The organism is Rhizobium sp. BK376 (assembly GCF_004341625.1).
Taxonomy (GTDB): domain Bacteria; phylum Pseudomonadota; class Alphaproteobacteria; order Rhizobiales; family Rhizobiaceae; genus Rhizobium.
This window is the reverse complement of sequence record NZ_SLZG01000014.1, coordinates 83,190-98,565: the sequence shown is the minus strand read 5'-3', so window position 1 is coordinate 98,565 and position 15,376 is coordinate 83,190. Positions and strand designations below refer to the sequence as shown.

Annotated in this window: 14 protein-coding genes; 8 read left to right on the top strand and 6 right to left on the bottom strand. The window is 59.7% G+C overall.

Translation table 11 applies throughout. From position 1 onward, the window contains the following. Nucleotides 1-90 precede the first annotated feature (90 nt). Nucleotides 91-1,407 carry an MFS transporter gene (locus EV561_RS25645; RefSeq protein WP_132525810.1) on the top strand — a complete coding sequence of 439 codons (1,317 nt, stop codon included), beginning with the start codon at nucleotides 91-93 and terminating at the stop codon, nucleotides 1,405-1,407. After that, complete coding sequence (locus tag EV561_RS25640; protein WP_132525808.1) at nucleotides 1,404-2,537, top strand: mandelate racemase/muconate lactonizing enzyme family protein; 1,134 nt, start codon at nucleotides 1,404-1,406, stop codon at nucleotides 2,535-2,537. The genes EV561_RS25645 and EV561_RS25640 overlap by 4 nt, the downstream gene beginning before the upstream one ends. 67 nt (nucleotides 2,538-2,604) lie before the next feature. On the opposite strand, the gene EV561_RS25635 is transcribed toward EV561_RS25640, so the two are convergent. Further along, complete coding sequence (locus tag EV561_RS25635; RefSeq protein WP_132525806.1) at nucleotides 2,605-3,381, bottom strand: helix-turn-helix transcriptional regulator; 777 nt, start codon at nucleotides 3,379-3,381, stop codon at nucleotides 2,605-2,607. A gap of 93 nt (nucleotides 3,382-3,474) precedes the next feature. Here EV561_RS25635 and EV561_RS25630 point away from each other — a divergent pair, with 93 nt between their 5' ends. After that, nucleotides 3,475-4,677, top strand: a complete 1,203-nt coding sequence (locus EV561_RS25630; RefSeq protein ID WP_132525804.1) for an MFS transporter — start codon at nucleotides 3,475-3,477, stop codon at nucleotides 4,675-4,677. Nucleotides 4,678-4,793: 116 nt separating this feature from the next. Here the strand turns inward: EV561_RS25630 and maiA are convergent, their stop codons facing one another. The 4 genes from maiA to hppD are packed head-to-tail and all read right to left on the bottom strand — an operon-like array spanning nucleotide 4,794 to nucleotide 9,014. Continuing rightward, nucleotides 4,794-5,426 (bottom strand): maleylacetoacetate isomerase, encoded by a 633-nt coding sequence (gene maiA, locus EV561_RS25625; RefSeq protein ID WP_132525802.1) that lies wholly within the window; start codon nucleotides 5,424-5,426, stop codon nucleotides 4,794-4,796. Continuing rightward, nucleotides 5,423-6,448, bottom strand: coding sequence for a fumarylacetoacetate hydrolase family protein (locus EV561_RS25620; protein WP_132525800.1), 1,026 nt, complete (start codon nucleotides 6,446-6,448; stop codon nucleotides 5,423-5,425). Before EV561_RS25620 ends, maiA begins: the two co-directional genes overlap by 4 nt. 37 nt (nucleotides 6,449-6,485) lie before the next feature. Further along, nucleotides 6,486-7,847: a homogentisate 1,2-dioxygenase gene (hmgA, locus tag EV561_RS25615; RefSeq protein WP_132525798.1), complete on the bottom strand. Its 1,362-nt coding sequence runs from the start codon at nucleotides 7,845-7,847 to the stop codon at nucleotides 6,486-6,488. Nucleotides 7,848-7,904: 57 nt separating this feature from the next. Then, complete coding sequence (gene hppD, locus EV561_RS25610; protein WP_132525796.1) at nucleotides 7,905-9,014, bottom strand: 4-hydroxyphenylpyruvate dioxygenase; 1,110 nt, start codon at nucleotides 9,012-9,014, stop codon at nucleotides 7,905-7,907. A 128-nt stretch (nucleotides 9,015-9,142) separates the two neighbouring features. Between hppD and EV561_RS25605 the strand changes: the two genes are divergently transcribed. Next, a complete protein-coding gene (locus EV561_RS25605; RefSeq protein WP_132525794.1) occupies nucleotides 9,143-9,643 on the top strand; it encodes an Lrp/AsnC family transcriptional regulator in 501 nt (166 codons plus the stop codon). A 24-nt stretch (nucleotides 9,644-9,667) separates the two neighbouring features. Here EV561_RS25605 and EV561_RS25600 read toward each other — a convergent pair whose 3' ends face one another. Then, nucleotides 9,668-10,129, bottom strand: coding sequence for an Lrp/AsnC family transcriptional regulator (locus EV561_RS25600; protein WP_132525792.1), 462 nt, complete (start codon nucleotides 10,127-10,129; stop codon nucleotides 9,668-9,670). 124 nt (nucleotides 10,130-10,253) lie between these two features. On the opposite strand from EV561_RS25600, the gene EV561_RS25595 reads away from it, so the two are divergent. From EV561_RS25595 to EV561_RS25580, 4 genes are all read left to right on the top strand, one after another. Next, nucleotides 10,254-11,045, top strand: coding sequence for a phenylalanine 4-monooxygenase (locus EV561_RS25595; RefSeq protein ID WP_132525790.1), 792 nt, complete (start codon nucleotides 10,254-10,256; stop codon nucleotides 11,043-11,045). A 217-nt stretch (nucleotides 11,046-11,262) separates the two neighbouring features. Beyond that, nucleotides 11,263-11,838 carry a GbsR/MarR family transcriptional regulator gene (locus EV561_RS25590; protein WP_132525788.1) on the top strand — a complete coding sequence of 192 codons (576 nt, stop codon included), beginning with the start codon at nucleotides 11,263-11,265 and terminating at the stop codon, nucleotides 11,836-11,838. A 5-nt stretch (nucleotides 11,839-11,843) separates the two neighbouring features. Further along, complete coding sequence (gene cydD, locus EV561_RS25585; protein WP_132525786.1) at nucleotides 11,844-13,613, top strand: thiol reductant ABC exporter subunit CydD; 1,770 nt, start codon at nucleotides 11,844-11,846, stop codon at nucleotides 13,611-13,613. Then, nucleotides 13,610-15,301 carry an amino acid ABC transporter ATP-binding/permease protein gene (locus EV561_RS25580; protein WP_132525784.1) on the top strand — a complete coding sequence of 564 codons (1,692 nt, stop codon included), beginning with the start codon at nucleotides 13,610-13,612 and terminating at the stop codon, nucleotides 15,299-15,301. Before cydD ends, EV561_RS25580 begins: the two co-directional genes overlap by 4 nt. Nucleotides 15,302-15,376 lie beyond the last annotated feature (75 nt).

Here is a 15,376-nt window from a genome sequence, read left to right as displayed (position 1 = left end):
TATCTTTGAAAAACTCATTTGATTGGAAATGTCAATATTCGATAGAAGCTGCACAAGCGGCTGACCGCCGCCTTGTGGGAGGAAAGAATAATGACAGATAGACCAGACATCATATCCAAGGCTGCAAAGCGAATATTGCCGATCCTCATGCTTTGCTACCTGGCGGCGTTTCTCGATCGTGTGAATATCGGTTTCGCGGCTTTGACCATGAACCAGGATCTTGGCTTTTCCGCCTCGGCCTTTGGGTTCGGCGCCGGCATCTTTTTCCTGGGTTACGTCCTGTGCGAATTGCCGAGCAACCTGATGCTGGCGCGCGTCGGTGCGCGTCGCTGGATTGCCCGCATCCTCATTACCTGGAGCATTCTTTCCGCCGCGACGGCGTTCGTCTGGAGCCCGGCGAGCTTCTATATCGTTCGCATTCTTTTGGGTGCGGCCGAAGCAGGCTTCTTTCCAGGCATGATCTTCTACATGACCTTGTGGTTTCCCCGCGCATACAGGGGCGGAATATTTGCCTCATTCAACGTGGCGGTTCCCCTCGCCTCGGTCATAGGAGCGCCGATATCGGGGCTCATCTTGGAAAATCTCAACGGCGTAGCCGGTCTGCACGGCTGGCAGTGGATGTTCCTGATCGAAGGAGTGCCCGCTCTCATCATGGGTCTGGTGGTGCTCTCTGCTCTTCCGCAGGAGCCCAAGACGGCCTCCTTCCTGAATGACGAGGAACGGCAGTGGCTGACCAATCGCCTTGACAGCGAACGTGAGGCGCAGGAAACCGTGGAGCGTTTTTCCGTTAGACGTGCCCTGGTTGATCCGCGCGTTCTGCTGATGTGCTTGATTGCTGTCGGCCTTGTCATCGGCACGACGGGGATCGCGATCTGGATGCCGCAGTTCATCAAGCAATTCGGCCTCTCCAACATCCAGACCAGTTTCGTCTCCGCCATCCCGCCCGCCTTCATGGCTGTTGCCATGATCGTCGTCGGTCGTCATTCCGATAAAACCGGAGAGCGCGTCTGGCATACCGCCGGACCGTTTCTCGCAAGCACGGTTGGTTTTGTGATGGCCGCTTTCGCGACGAATCCGATCATCGGCCTCATTGGCCTGACGATCGGCGCGGCCGGTATCGGCGGAGCTTCGCCGACGATCTGGATCTTCCCCTCGACGCTTTTGACAGGAACTGCCGCGGCCGCCGGTATCGCCCTTATCAATTCCGTCGGCAGCACGGGCGGCTTCTTTGGTCCGACGATCATCGGCTGGGTTCGCGACGCGACCGGCGGCTTCCAGGGCGCTCTTCTGTTTCTGGCAGCGGCAATGGCAATCACTGCCGCTGCCATCTTCCTTCTCGGGTACAGCATGAGGGACATGATCCGTCCCAGGATTGCCCGCCCGCTATCCGCAAGGACACAATCATGAGAATATCCGAACTTCGCCTCTACCATCTTTCGGCTCCGTTATCGGAGCCGATTGGAAATGCCCTCATCTTCTTTCCGAGCCGCCAGACACTTCTGGTGGAGATCGTAGCAGGAGGGCTTTCCGGTTGGGGCGAGGCGTGGGTTTCTCCTGGCACTGCCGCGGCGATGGTCGAACAGCAACTCGCCCGCCATCTGATTGGACGCGACCCCACCCATATCAAGGCGCTATGGCAGACAATGCGTGAAGCGAACGAAGGCGATGGCATCATGGTGGCCATTGCTGCCGTCGACATGGCTTTGCACGACCTGACGGCACGCGCCTATGGCATACCGCTATCGAGCCTGCTCGGCGGCGCACGACGCGACAAGGTGCTTGCCTATGCCAGCGGCCCGTTCTTCAAGCCGAACGGTCATCCCTATCGGGATTTCGAGCGAGAGATCGATGGCTATTTGAAGGAAGGTTTTCGCGCGCTGAAACTGCGAAGCGGCTTCAATCCGAGAGACGATGTCGCCGCCGCACTTGGCGCGCGCAGGCAGATCGGCGCGGATGCCGACCTCATGATCGATTTCAATCAATCCTGTACGGCGCGGCGTTCAATTGCGACCGCGGCCTTGATGGAAGAAGCGGCTCCGCTCTGGATTGAGGAACCGGTGACGCCGACGGATATCCAGGGCTACCGCCTGGCCGCAAATCACATCAAAGCGGCGATCGCCGGTGGTGAGGCCCTGATGACCCCGGCTGCCTTCCGTCCGTTCCTGTCGGAGGGCTGTATGGATATCCTGCAGCCTGATATCGCCATCTGCGGCGGTCTTACCGGGGTCGGGCAAGTCGCGACATTGGCCGATATGTACAATCGTCCTGTTATCCCGCACGTCTGGGGAAGCACCGTCAATTTCCATGCAGCTCTGCATTTCATCTCGACACTGCCGCGCCATCGCTCCGGCGGGAGCCAGCCATTCCCCTATCTGGAATATGACGTCGGCCCGAATCCGCTTCTGGAGCTGGCAGGCAGGCCGAAGGTCAATGGTGATGGCACGGTTTCCGTACCCGAAGGCGCTGGGCTCGGAATCGAGCTGAATGCCTCGATCCTTGAACCCTATACTATTGCTCGCAAGATCATCTCCGAATGAGGCTGCCTATCGAGAGGTCTCCGCATCGGTGATTTCTCTTGAAAAATAAAAATTTGGCGCGGTTGGTTCAAGTCCGATCACGCCTGATTTCACGCGGCGAGTAGCCGAAGCTCCGCTTGAACATCGAGGTGAAGGCGGCGGGATTTTTGTATCCGAGGTCAAGCGCAATTGCCGTCACCGGGTCGCCCGCCACCAATCGGGGCAAGGCGGCAACCAGGCAGGCCTGCTGCTTCCACTCGACGAAGCTTAGGCCAGTCTCCTGGCGAAACAGACGCGTGAAGGCACGGCGGCTCATGTTCAGCGATTGTGACCAGGCATCGATGGTATCGTGCGTTGTCGGCGACATCAGGAAGGCACGGCACCGTTTTGCAAGGGCCTGATCCGCTGGAAGCGGAAGGGACAGCGGCAATGGCTGAAGCCGCACCAGCTCGTGCGCTATCAGTGCCATGAGCGCGCCGTCGCGACCTGAGACGTCATACTCCACCGATATATCCACTGCCTCGGTGACGAGCTGGCGCAGCAACGGCGTTATCTCGACGACCTGACAGTGCTCGGGCATCCCCTCGACGCATCGCGGGTCGACATAAAGGCTGCGTATCGTGACCGCCCCCAGCATGCGGACACTATGGATCACGCCGGCCGGGATCCACATCCCACGTTGCGGCGGCATGACAAATGTCCCCGTGGGCGTTGTCACCATGACGACACCCGAATAGCCGTACAGGAGTTGGCCGCGACTATGGTGGTGCGGCTCGACAAAATGGCCATCCCTATAGTCGTTGCCCAAGGCAATCAGCGGCCTTGGAGCGTCTATGTAATCTTCAATCCTGATGTTTCTGACCATCCTGGCCCAGTCTCGTTATAATTTCGCCTACTCGCGGTGGCGGGCCGACTGCCATTTCATTATCAGGAGCGTAAAGCAAGTAAAGAGGCGACGATGAGCCAGACAATTGAAGCGCCGAGGGTTTCGGCTTCCATGACAATCATGCCCGTCCTGGTGGCGGCCAGTCTCTGCCATTTCATCAACGACGTAACGCAGGCACTTCTTCCCGCGACCTATCCCGTCCTGAAGATTGCATTCGACTTGTCGTTCAGTCAGCTCGGCGTGCTGACGCTTGTCTATCAGATCACTGCGTCGATCCTTCAACCTGTCGTCGGCTGGTATACGGATGGCCGGCCACAGCCCTATTCATTGCCTTTTGGAATGGCGTGTTCGATGGCAGGGACGCTGGTGGTGGCATTTGCCCCCAGCTACCCCGTGCTGCTGATCGGCGCTTCAATGCTTGGCATCGGGTCCTCGATATTCCATCCGGAATCGTCACGTATTGCTCGTATGGCTTCCGGCGGAAAGCATGGTTTCGCGCAATCATTGTTTCAGGTTGGCGGCAATCTCGGGACATCGCTCGGCCCGCTGCTGGCGGCATTTTTCGTATTGCCCAACGGACAGCACTATCTTGCCCATTTTTCGGTCATCACCTTGGTCGGCATTCTCATCCTGACAGGCCTCGGCCGCTGGTACCAAGTGAACGCACCGCACCTTGCGGCGCCGCGCAAGAGGGCGGCCTCAGCCACGACCCCTGCGCTCTCCCGTTGGAAAATCGGCACTGCGATCGCCATTCTCGTCGCGCTCATATTCTCCAAGTATTTCTACCTCGCCAGCTTCACCAGCTACTATAATTTCTACCTCGTGGAGCGGTTCGGGATATCGGCGAAGGCGGCTCAGATTTACCAGTTCGTTTTCTTTGCAGCCGTCGCGACAGGCACGCTGATCGGTGGTCCCGTCGGTGATCGCATCGGTCGAAAGAAGGTCATCTGGGGATCGATACTCGGCATCCTTCCCTTCACCTTGGCCCTGCCCCACTCGAACCTTCCGATCACGGTCGTCCTGAGCGTCATCATCGGGATCGTCATTGCCTCGGCCTTTTCGGCGATCGTCGTCTACGCTCAGGAACTGATGCCCGGACGGGTCGGCATGGTCTCGGGCCTGTTCTTCGGCTTTGCTTTCGGCATGGGCGGGATAGGAGCGGCGGCGCTCGGTGCGCTGGCGGACTGGACGAGCGTCGAATTCGTCTTCGAAGTCTGCGCATTCCTGCCACTGATCGGTCTGCTGACGGCGCTGCTGCCGAACGTGGAACATTGAGTAAAAGCAACTGGTTCCGTGACGGAATTAGCCTGACCTCTCAAAAAGCGATTAGTCCTCGCGGTTGATTGCTTTTAAGCAGCTTTGCCGACGAATGGAAATCCGCCGATCTTGCGTTATGGTTTTGCGCGGTCGGGATGCGCCGCCTGAAAGGCAGGCAATTGCGCGCACCGGCTGTCGATATCGACGATGCGCTTGAGGCCACTCATATCAACGCCCCAGCGGCGGGCATTGTAGACCTGCGGCACAAGGCAAAGATCCGCCATTGTCGGCGCATCCCCGAAGCTGAACTGCCCATCCAGCTTGTCGAGCACAGCCTCCAGCCGGTGAAGGCCGTCCGAAATGAAGTGCTTCATCCATTCTTCGCGGGCATCAGTTTCATCCACTATGGTCATGAGATGAGCGACCACGTGCGTGTTGCAGATCGGATGGATGTCCATGGCGATCGCATATGCGAGCGCCCGCACGTGTTGTCGATCCAGAATGTCCGATGGCAGTAGCCCACATTCCGGCCGAAGCTCCGCCAGATATTCGATGATTGAAAGGGACTGCGTCAGCGTCTTCCCGTCGATCACCAATGTCGGCACCAAGCCCTGAGGATTGAGTGCGAGATAATCGGGGCGTCTGTGCGCTCCCTCCAGCAAGTTAACCGGCACAGTCGTATAGTCGATCCCCAACAGGTTGAGCGCGATACGGACGCGATAGCTGGCGGACGATCTCCAGTAGTCGTAAAGAACGACCTCTTTCATGGCTGCGCCGGCCCTTCATATCTCTCGACGGTTTGCTCGATTGCCCCGAAGATCGAGTGCCCTGCCCGGTCCTTCATCTCGATGCGGACCTGGTCCCCGAACCGCATGAAGGGGGTCTTCGGCGATCCGGTTTCGATGGTCTCGATCATCCGTATCTCGGCGATGCACGAATAGCCGTCTCCGCCCTCCTCGATCGGCTTACCCGCTCCACCATCCAGTTTGTTGGAAACCGTGCCGGAGCCGATGATCGTTCCCGCCACGAGATTGCGGGTCTTGGCAGCGTGGGCGATCAACCGGCCAAAATCGAATGTCATGTCGACGCCGGCATTGGCCCTGCCGAATGCACTGCCATTCAGGCTCACAAGCAACGGAAGATGCACCTTGCCACCATCCCACGCTTCACCGAGTTCGTCCGGTGTTACGGCGACCGGAGAAAATGCGGATGCGGGCTTGGATTGGAAAAAGCCAAATCCCTTTGCCAGCTCCTCCGGTATCAGACCGCGCAAGGACACATCGTTGACGAGCATCACCAGACGGATGGCATTACGGGCCGCGTCCGGACTGGCACCCATGGCAACGTCGCCGACCACGACGGCGACCTCACCCTCCATGTCGATCCCAAAGGTCTCGTCGGCCATAAGGATAGGGTCGCGTGGCGCCAGGAAGCCATCCGACCCTCCTTGGTACATCAGCGGATCGGCCCAGAAGCTGGCGGGCATCTCGGCATTGCGGGCCTTGCGCACCAGCTCGACATGATTCACGTATGCCGAGCCGTCGGCCCATTGATAGGCTCGCGGTAAAGGCGACGCGGCCTCATGTTCGTGGAACCGGATCGTCGGCTGGGCGCCGGTCTCGATCCCTTCGGCGATCTGCGCAAGTCGCGGAGCCGCATGTTCCCAATCGTCGAGAGCCGCCTGCAAAGTGCGGGCGATATGACCGACCTCGGAGCAGCGGGTCAGGTCGCGGGAGACGACGACGAGCCGACCGTCCCTTGTGGAGTCCTTCAATGTCGCGAGCTTCATGTCCCAATTCCGCTGGCAGAGAATATGTGGCTGGCTTTCACTTGATACCTGGGGTTCCGTCGAACCTGCGTTCCAGCCCGTCCCAACACTCCAGGTAATCGTTCTGCAGCGTCTCGAGCTCGGCGGCGTATTTCGTCACCTGCTGCGGGTATCGGGTCTCGAACATGAAGGCCATTGTGTGATCGAGCTTCACGGGTTTGAGCTCGGAATTGGACGCCTTTTCGAAGCCAGACGTATCCGGCCCGTGAGGAAGCATCATGTTGTGCAGGCTCATGCCACCAGGCACGAAGCCTTCTGCCTTTGCATCATACTGTCCATGGATCAGGCCCATGAATTCGCTCATGATGTTCCGATGGTACCAGGGCGGACGGAACGTATGTTCGGCGACCAGCCAGCGCGGCGGAAAGATCACGAAGTCAACATTCGCCGTGCCCGCCGATTCAGTCGGGGCGGTCAGCACCGTGAAAATCGACGGATCGGGGTGATCGAAGAGGATCGCGCCTACGGGGGAGAATGTCCGCAAATTGTATTTGAAAGGGGCGTAGTTGCCATGCCATGCCACCACGTCGAGGGGCGAATGGCCGATTTCCGTGGTGTAGAACCTGCCGCACCATTTTACATGCACGCGGCAAGGCGTCTCCTTGTCCTCGAATGCTGCGACGGGCGTCTTGAAGTCGCGCGGGTTCGCCAGGCAGTTCGCGCCGATAGGCCCGCGATCCGGCAGGGTGAATTTCGCGCCGTAGTTTTCACAGATGTAGCCGCGCCAAGCTTGGCTCTCGCCTTGTCGCAGCACCTTGAACATCATGCCGCGGGGGATGAGGCATATTTCCAACGGCTCGACATCTATGATGCCCATCTCGGTAAAGACGCGGATAGCGCCGAGCTGCGGCACGATCAGCAGCTCGGCATCGGCGTTGAAGAAGTAATCGTCTATCATGTCTTCGTTGAAGACGTAGGCGTGGGCCGCCATCCCGGTCTGGGTGAGCACGTCGCCGGCCGCCGTAATCGTCCGCACTCCTTCGATAAAGGTCAGCTTCTCGGTTGGCGCTGGGAGAGGTCCCCAGCGAAGCTGGCCCAGGGGAAGCGAATGTTCCTCCACACATGGCGCGGTCTTCCAGAGCGGATAGGATGTGCTGGAGAAGCGACGTGTGTGGCGCACGCTCGGACGAATACGATAGAGCCAGGACCGCTCATTCGTTCCTCGCGGGGCAGTGAAGGGCGAGCCGGAAAGCTGCTCGGCGTAAAGGCCGTAATTACATTTCTGCGGGCTGTTCTGGCCTTGCGGCAGGGCGCCGAGAAGCGATTCTGTTTCGAAGTCGTTGCCGAACCCCGACATATATTTCGGCCGGTCCGCCGCCGAGGCCCCGCCGTCGGAGGACTGAGTTACCGTCTGTTCCATTGCTCAATTCCTCTCGAAAACTAAGGGCGACCCACGCAGACGTGGGTCGCCGAGAGATCACTCTGCCGCAGTGCCGATGACGCCACGCTTGATCTGATCCGCTTCGATCGACTCGAAGAGTGCCCGGAAATTGCCCTCGCCGAAGCCTTCGTCCCCCTTGCGCTGGATGAACTCAAAGAAGATCGGGCCGATGACGGTCTTTGAGAAGATCTGGAGCAGGATTTTCGTCATGCCGCCACTGACCACACCTTCCCCGTCGATGAGGATACCGTGTTTCCTCATGCGCTCAATGGGTTCGTCATGTCCATTCACCCGTGCGTAGGACATGTCGTAGTAAGTCTCGGGCGGGCCTGGCATGAAGCGTAGGCCATTCTCAGAAAGCCGGTCAGTGGCCTCGTAGATGTTCTCGGTTCCGACGGCGATATGCTGGATGCCCTCGCCCTTGTATTTCTTCAGAAACTCCTCGATCTGGCTCGTATCGTCCTTGGATTCATTCAGCGGAATGCGGATCTTGCCGCAGGGCGATGTAATAGCGCGGCTGACCAGCCCGGTGATGCGCCCGTCAATATCGAAGAAGTGAATCTGCTTGAAATTGAACAGTTCACGGTAGAAGTCCCACCACTTGTCCATGTTGCCGCGGAAGACATTGTGCGTCAGATGGTCGAGATAGTAGAAACCGACACCTTCGGGACGCGGATTGCGCTCGCCAAGCCAATCGAATTCCCTGTCGTAAGCCGAGCCCTTCGCACCATAGGTCTCAATGAAGTAGAGCAGCGAGCCGCCGATGCCAACGATCGCAGGCACGTCGAGCGCCTTGTCATCCCCTTCATAGGGAACAGCGCCTTTCGATACCGCGTAGTCGAAAGCATGCTTGGCGTCGACAACGCGCCATGCCATCGACGGAGCAGAGGGGCCATGATCTGCGACGAACCGAGTGGCGTGGCTGCCCCGCTCAGCGTTCAGGAGATAGTTGATATCGCCCTGACGCCATACGGTGATGTCTTTCGTCCTGTGTTTGGCGACGGCGACATAGCCCATGCCCGTGAAGAGGTCGCGCAGCTTCTCAGGTTCAGGATGAGCGAACTCGACGAATTCAAAGCCATCCGTGCCGGCCGGGTTTTTGGCGTTGATTTCCGGGGGCGGTGCATCGTGCGGATAAGGGCCCATTTTCTCCTCCTGAGAATGGTGCTTCGACTATGCAAAGTGTGGCCCAAAACGCGCGCAAAGTTCTTGCATTCTTCGTATCCTATGAAGATATTACGCATGTTCCGTGAGCATTATTGGGATTTGGCGCAATGAATGAGCAGCTCGACAAACTGGATTTTCGTCTGCTTCAGGAGCTTCAGAAAGACGGCAGGTTGACGAACAATGAGTTGGGCGAGCGGATCGCGCTTTCCCCTTCTCAATGCTCCCGCCGGCGGACGAGATTGGAGGCGGAAGGATATATTCGCGGCTATCAGGCGAACCTTGATAGACAGAAGCTGGGTTTCGATATGCTTGTGGTCATCTCCGTGACGCTCGCAACCCACAACAGGGACAATGCGCGCAGATTTTCCCAACTCATCAACGGGTTACCGGAAGTTCTTGAAGCCTATGCGCTGACCGGCGAGATGGATTATCACCTGAAGGTCGCGGTCCGCGGGCTGAATGATCTCTCCAGGTTCGTCAACGACGTCCTGTTGCCTCACGAGTCGGTGCAGCATGTGAAGACGTCCATCGTTCTCGACACGCTCAAGACATTCGAAGGCCTGCCGGTGCTTATGCCAACTGGCTGGCATGGCGACAGTGCGCGGTGAGTTTGGCGCCTCGGTTATGAACGGCTAGATCGGCAGTTCGGTGGAGAATTTCAATTCGCGCAGCACGAAGCTCGACACGACCGTACGCACATGCGGGTTGCGCATGAGGTAGCGGGTCATGAAGGCCTCATAGCTTTCCACATCGCTTGCCCGGATCTTCAGCATGTAGTCGAAGGCGCCTGAAAGCGCGTAGCACTCCATGATCTCCGGCCTCTCCAGCACGACCGAGGCAAAGGATGCCACCGCCTCTTCGTGATGATCCTCCAGCGTCACATGCGCGATCACGCAGAGCTTGAGATCGAGCTTTGACGGATCGAGCAGGGTCACGCGCTTGCGGATGACGCCGTCCGATTCCAGTTCCTGGATTTTCCGCCAGGCTGAACTTTGCGACATGCCGGCGCTTTCCGCCAGTTCCGCCAGCGAAAGACTGCCGTCGGCCTGAATGAGTTGCAGGAGCTTGCGATTGAAAGTCCCAGATTCTTTCATGACTGGCCCCGAAGCCGAAGATATTTTTCATCACTATGTCGCTGGCCAGCATAAAAGAAAAGAAAACCCTCAACCCCCGGAGCATAATTGCAAGAAAACCGCAGTTTCCAGGGAGGATCAGCATATGCCGAAGGAAAGCAGCTACACCGCCAAATTGCCCGGCCCGGACGGCTTCTATGCCTACACTACCGAAGAGGATGTGATATGGGGCGAGCTCTATGAACGGCAGATCAAGCTGCTGGCTAGTATGGCCTGCAAGGAATATCTGGAGGGCGTCAAAACCTTGGGCCTTAGGCCAGACAAGGTGCCCCAGCTCCTCGATGTCAACCGACGTCTGAACGAAACCACCGGCTTCGGCGTCGAAGGTGTGCCTGCGCTCATTCCGCCATCGCGCTTCTACGAACTTCTATCCCAAGGCAAATTCCCGCTCGCAACCTTCCTGCGCCGTCGTGAACATATCGACTATATCGAGGAACCCGACCTGTTCCACGAGGTCTTCGGCCACTGCCCGCTGCTGACCAACCAGAGCTATGCCAATTTCGTGCGGCATTTCGGCGAAACCGCCGTCCGCCTCGGCAAGGGCTATTCCTGGCATCTGTTCCGCATCTTCTGGTTCACTGTCGAATTCGGCCTGATCAATACGCCGGAGGGGCGCCGCTGTTTCGGCGCTGGCATCGTCTCTTCACCCAGCGAAGCGAAGGCAGCGATGGAAGGAAAAGCTTGCGAATTCAGGCCATTCGACCTGTTGAGCGTGCTGCGGACCCCCTATCGGATCGATATCGTCCAGCCGATCTATTATGTCATCGACAGCTTCGCCGACCTTGAGGCCATTGTCCAACAGGATATCGGGGAAATGATCCTGCACGCAAAGTCGCTGGGTGATTTCGCCCCCGCCTTCGAAGCCAAGGCCTCGTGACCTGCTGGCGGCGATGGCTATTTCTTTTGCAGTGCAAACTTCCGAAAGTTTGATCGATATCAGCATGTTGTAACCTGTCTCGAAAGGCAGGATGGCACAGCGCTAGTCTGCAACCTGCGCAGAGTGACGCAGTTGCGAAATACCGATTGGCAAATTCGCGATATTCTCTACAGTGATTTCAGAAATTACTGAAATCACTGTAGAGGCTGAAATCGCCATGAACCTCCCTCCCCTCGTCCAATCCTTCGTGCTTCACTTCGGCGAAATGGGCTCGCGGTGGGGCATCAATCGCACGGTCGGGCAGATCTACGCCCTGCTCTACGTTTCGCCTTCGCCGCTTTGCGCCGAAGAGATTGTCGACGCCCTCGGCATTTCGCGCTCGAACGTCTCCATGAGCCTGCGCGAACTGCAGACCTGGAACCTCGTGTTGCTCAGGCACAAGCCGGACGACCGACGCGACTTCTTCACCACGCCGGAGGACGTCTGGCAGATTCTCAGGACGCTCGCCGAGGAGCGGAAGAAGCGCGAAGTCGATCCAACCCTCTCGGTTCTCCGCGAAATCCTGATGCAGCGCCCCTCTACCGAGGACGAGCGATATGCGCAGGTGCGCATGAACGAAATGCACGGACTGATAGAGCAACTTACCAATTGGTATGATGATGTTCGGCAACTGGAAACTGATAGGCTCGCGACATTACTATCGCTTGGTGCTAAAGTAACAAAATTGCTGGAAGCGAAGGATCGCGTCGTATCCCTGGGTCGCCGCCGTCCCAATCCTGCGGACAAGAGGTGAGCCCAATGGCCAGCGCTTTCTTCGATGCCAGTGCTGCGCCCAAGGGGCGGCGGACAAGGAACCCGCACGCGACCGATGAGCCGGCCGGGGCGCCTCCCCGTTACAGAAAGCCGAAGCGTTCGCAGCCCAAGGGCCTGCCGCGGGCGGCTCTGGTCCAGGCATTGGGGACCTCACTCTGGATTCCGCAGGCGGCGCTGCTTGCCTGGAGCGTTGGCGCGATCGTCAATCGCGGCGGCCTTGCCGCTGTTGCGCCGGCGGCTGCATCTATTCTTGCGCTGGGCATATTGCGCTCCGGCCTTGACGCTATGGGCATGCGCATGGCCTTCCGGGCCGCAAGAACCGAGCTAACACAGCGACGCGAGAGAGCAGCGGAAGCGCTCGCTGCCCGTTCACCGCTCGATATTGATCGACCTGCTTCCGGCGCTGCCGCCAGCCTTCTCGCCGAACAGGCCGAGACAACCGTGCCCTATTTTGCGCGCTTTCTGCCGGCCCGTATGAAAGCGAGTTTCGTGCCCTTGGCTATCCTCGTCTGCGTCCTGCCAATCTCCTGGGTAGCTGCGCTGATACTCCTTCTTTCAGCGCCACTGATCCCGGTCTTCATGGCGCTGATCGGCTGGAGCGCCAAGGAGGCGAGCGAAAAGCAGCTCGCCGAGACCGGCGGTCTCAATGCATTTCTTCTCGATCGGCTGCGCGGGCTGGCAACGATTCGCGCCCTTGATGCCGTTGATGCGACGGCGCTGAGGCTGCGCGCAGATGCGGATTCGCTGCGGGTGCGTACCATGGCGGTGCTGAAGATCGCCTTTCTGTCCTCTGCCGTATTGGAGCTTTTTGCCGCTCTCGGCGTGGCAGCCACGGCGGTCTATGTCGGCTTCGGCCTGCTCGGTTCGATCGATGTCGGCACCTGGCAAGGCAAGCTCGGCCTGACGCAGGGCATGTTCATCCTGCTGCTGGCTCCGGCATTCTTCGAGCCCCTACGCGAGCTTTCCGCTGTCTGGCACGATCGGGCGGCGGGCGAAGCTGCGCTGGATGCGTTGGACAAACTGTCCGCGGAGGCCCCGATTTTGCTTGGTGCCAGCGGTGCCGAAGACGCAGCCGCAATTCCGCCTGTGCAGTCACCACCCGCAATCCGCATCGAGAGTCTCAATTACTCGCGAGAGACAAACCGGCGGCCGATTTTCAATCACTTCAGTCTCGCCGTTCGACCGGGCGAACATGTCGCGCTGCTCGGCGCGAGCGGCTCGGGAAAGACGACGCTTCTGTCCCTGATTGCCGGATTGGCAGCGGCCCACAGCGGTACGATCCAGATCGATGATACGGTGCTCAGCGACGTCACCGCGCACTCTCTGCGCCACCGCATGGCCTGGATCGGCCAGCGCCCTCATGTCTTCGCCGGCACCTTGTTCGGCAACATCACGCTCGGCCGCCCCGAGATCACCACCGATGCCGTCCGACAAGCCATCGATCATATGTATCTCGGGCACATCGAGGAATCGCGCGGCAAAGCACTGATCGGCGAAGGTGGTATCGGCCTCTCGGGCGGAGAGGCTTTGCGACTGGCGCTCGCTCGCGCAGCCGCCAATCCCCGCGCCGACATCATCCTCGCCGACGAACCGACCGCGCATCTGGACGGGCAAATGGCAAGCGAGATCACCGAGAGCCTCCTGGCGCTGGCACAAGGCCGCACGCTGATCGTCGCCACGCACGACCCGGTGCTGGCCGCAAGAATGAACCGCACGATCCGCCTGGGCATGGAGATGCAGGAGGTGGCCGCATGAGCCAGATGATCAGATCCCTCCGGCCGATCCTGCGGCTGTTCATGCGCCAGCATGGCGGCGCGCTGCTGCTCGGTGCGCTGATGTCCTTCGTGACCGTCACGGCAGGTATCGCGCTGCTGGGCCTCTCAGGCTGGTTCATCACCGCAACATCCTTCGCCGGGCTTTCGGCTGGAGGCGCAATAGCCTTCGATGTTTTCGCCCCATCGGCCGGCATCCGCCTGCTGGCGATTGGTCGCACGGCTGCGCGCTACGGCGAGCGACTGACCACGCATGAGGCCACCTTGAGGGTTTTGGCATCGTTGCGCGAAAGGCTCTTTCGCGGCTGGGCGACGCCAGGGGCGGCTGCGCTTCTGCTGCATCGGCCGGCGAAGCTGCTCTTCCGGCTGACTGCTGATATCGACGCCCTCGATTCCCTCTATCTGCGCGTTCTCGTCCCGGCCGGCGTGGCCGTTCTCTCTGCTCTCGGCGTCGGCCTGGCCTTTGGCCTGATAGAGCCGTTATTCGGTCTTTCGGCAGGCCTCTTCCTGACTGCGGTAGGTCTTGGTATCCCGTTCCTTGCCGGACGAAAGGCTCTCGCGCCAGCGCGCCGCAGGGCACACACGATCGAGGCGTTGCGTTCGCGCGTCATTGACCTCGTCGCCGGCCAGACGGACCTTGCCATGACCGGGCGGCTGCAAGCGCAGCGGATCGCGATCGGCAATGCGGAGTATCGGTTGGCGGACGCCGACGACGCGTTGAACCGCATCGAAAGCGCCAGTGCCTTCGGCTTCAGTCTTGCCTCAACGGTGCTGCTGACAGGTACGCTCCTTGCGGTTGCAGCGCTTTCGGAGGCTGGACAAATGACGGCGCCCGTTGCGGCACTCGGCCTGCTCGTCGCCCTTGCCGCAATCGAACCTTTCGCGGCGCTGCGCCGTGGCGCGCTTGAACTCGGCCGCACCGTGCTTGCCGCCAAGCGTATCGGCCCTCGCCTTGCGCCGGAAGAAGCTTCTCCTCCTATCGCCGTTCCAACGGATGGGAGTGCCTTCCGCGTCGACCGGATCAAGGTGCAGCACCGGCATGCGCACCATCCGGCCCTGCGTGACATCACGCTTTCGCTCGCGGCTGGCGAACGGCTGGCCCTCATCGGCGCGAGTGGCGCGGGCAAATCCACTTTGCTGGCACTCATTGCCGGCGAAATGGCTCCGGATGGCGGTTTGCTCGAAACGCAGCGCGCAACTCTGCTGACGCAGCGCACCGAACTCTTTCAGGACACGCTGCGCGACAATCTTCGCCTCGCCGATCCGGCAGCCATCGACAGCAAGCTCAGTGATGCTCTCGCCGCTGCCGGGCTGCTGGCCGATGTAAACGTGTTGCCAAAGGGGCTCGATACCCGGCTCGGCGAAGGCGGGCTCGGACTGTCTGGTGGGCAGTCGCGGCGCCTGGCGCTCGCCCGTCTGCTGTTGCGGGATACGCCACTCTGGCTTCTCGACGAGCCGACTGAAAGCCTGGATGGAGAGACGGCCCGCGATGTCATGGATCGGCTCGTCCAGAGGTCGCAGGGCCGATCCCTGGTCATCGCCACACACATCCGGCGCGAAGCGGCAATTGCCGACAGCATCGCGATCCTCGACCGAGGCCGGATCATCGCCACTGCACGGCGCGGTGAACCCGAATTCGATATCGCACTCGACGGGCTAAGGCCCGATTGAGACGACAGTTCAAGTGCATGACCATGCCGCATTGATAGGCGGTGTGTAACCGAACCCCGTGGGACCGTGGGAGAA

What these genes read in the sequence shown, in the direction of transcription:
- hmgA (WP_132525798.1), bottom strand. Translation starts at nt 7,847, where the DNA reads ATGGAACAGACGGTAACTCAGTCCTCCGACGGCGGGGCCTCGGCGGCG.
- maiA (WP_132525802.1), bottom strand. Translation starts at nt 5,426, where the DNA reads ATGAAAGAGGTCGTTCTTTACGACTACTGGAGATCGTCCGCCAGCTAT.
- hppD (WP_132525796.1), bottom strand. Translation starts at nt 9,014, where the DNA reads ATGGGCCCTTATCCGCACGATGCACCGCCCCCGGAAATCAACGCCAAA.
- EV561_RS25605 (WP_132525794.1), top strand. Translation starts at nt 9,143, where the DNA reads ATGAATGAGCAGCTCGACAAACTGGATTTTCGTCTGCTTCAGGAGCTT.
- EV561_RS25590 (WP_132525788.1), top strand. Translation starts at nt 11,263, where the DNA reads ATGAACCTCCCTCCCCTCGTCCAATCCTTCGTGCTTCACTTCGGCGAA.
- EV561_RS25595 (WP_132525790.1), top strand. Translation starts at nt 10,254, where the DNA reads ATGCCGAAGGAAAGCAGCTACACCGCCAAATTGCCCGGCCCGGACGGC.
- EV561_RS25600 (WP_132525792.1), bottom strand. Translation starts at nt 10,129, where the DNA reads ATGAAAGAATCTGGGACTTTCAATCGCAAGCTCCTGCAACTCATTCAG.
- EV561_RS25645 (WP_132525810.1), top strand. Translation starts at nt 91, where the DNA reads ATGACAGATAGACCAGACATCATATCCAAGGCTGCAAAGCGAATATTG.
- EV561_RS25580 (WP_132525784.1), top strand. Translation starts at nt 13,610, where the DNA reads ATGAGCCAGATGATCAGATCCCTCCGGCCGATCCTGCGGCTGTTCATG.
- EV561_RS25620 (WP_132525800.1), bottom strand. Translation starts at nt 6,448, where the DNA reads ATGAAGCTCGCGACATTGAAGGACTCCACAAGGGACGGTCGGCTCGTC.
- EV561_RS25630 (WP_132525804.1), top strand. Translation starts at nt 3,475, where the DNA reads ATGAGCCAGACAATTGAAGCGCCGAGGGTTTCGGCTTCCATGACAATC.
- EV561_RS25635 (WP_132525806.1), bottom strand. Translation starts at nt 3,381, where the DNA reads ATGGTCAGAAACATCAGGATTGAAGATTACATAGACGCTCCAAGGCCG.
- EV561_RS25640 (WP_132525808.1), top strand. Translation starts at nt 1,404, where the DNA reads ATGAGAATATCCGAACTTCGCCTCTACCATCTTTCGGCTCCGTTATCG.
- cydD (WP_132525786.1), top strand. Translation starts at nt 11,844, where the DNA reads ATGGCCAGCGCTTTCTTCGATGCCAGTGCTGCGCCCAAGGGGCGGCGG.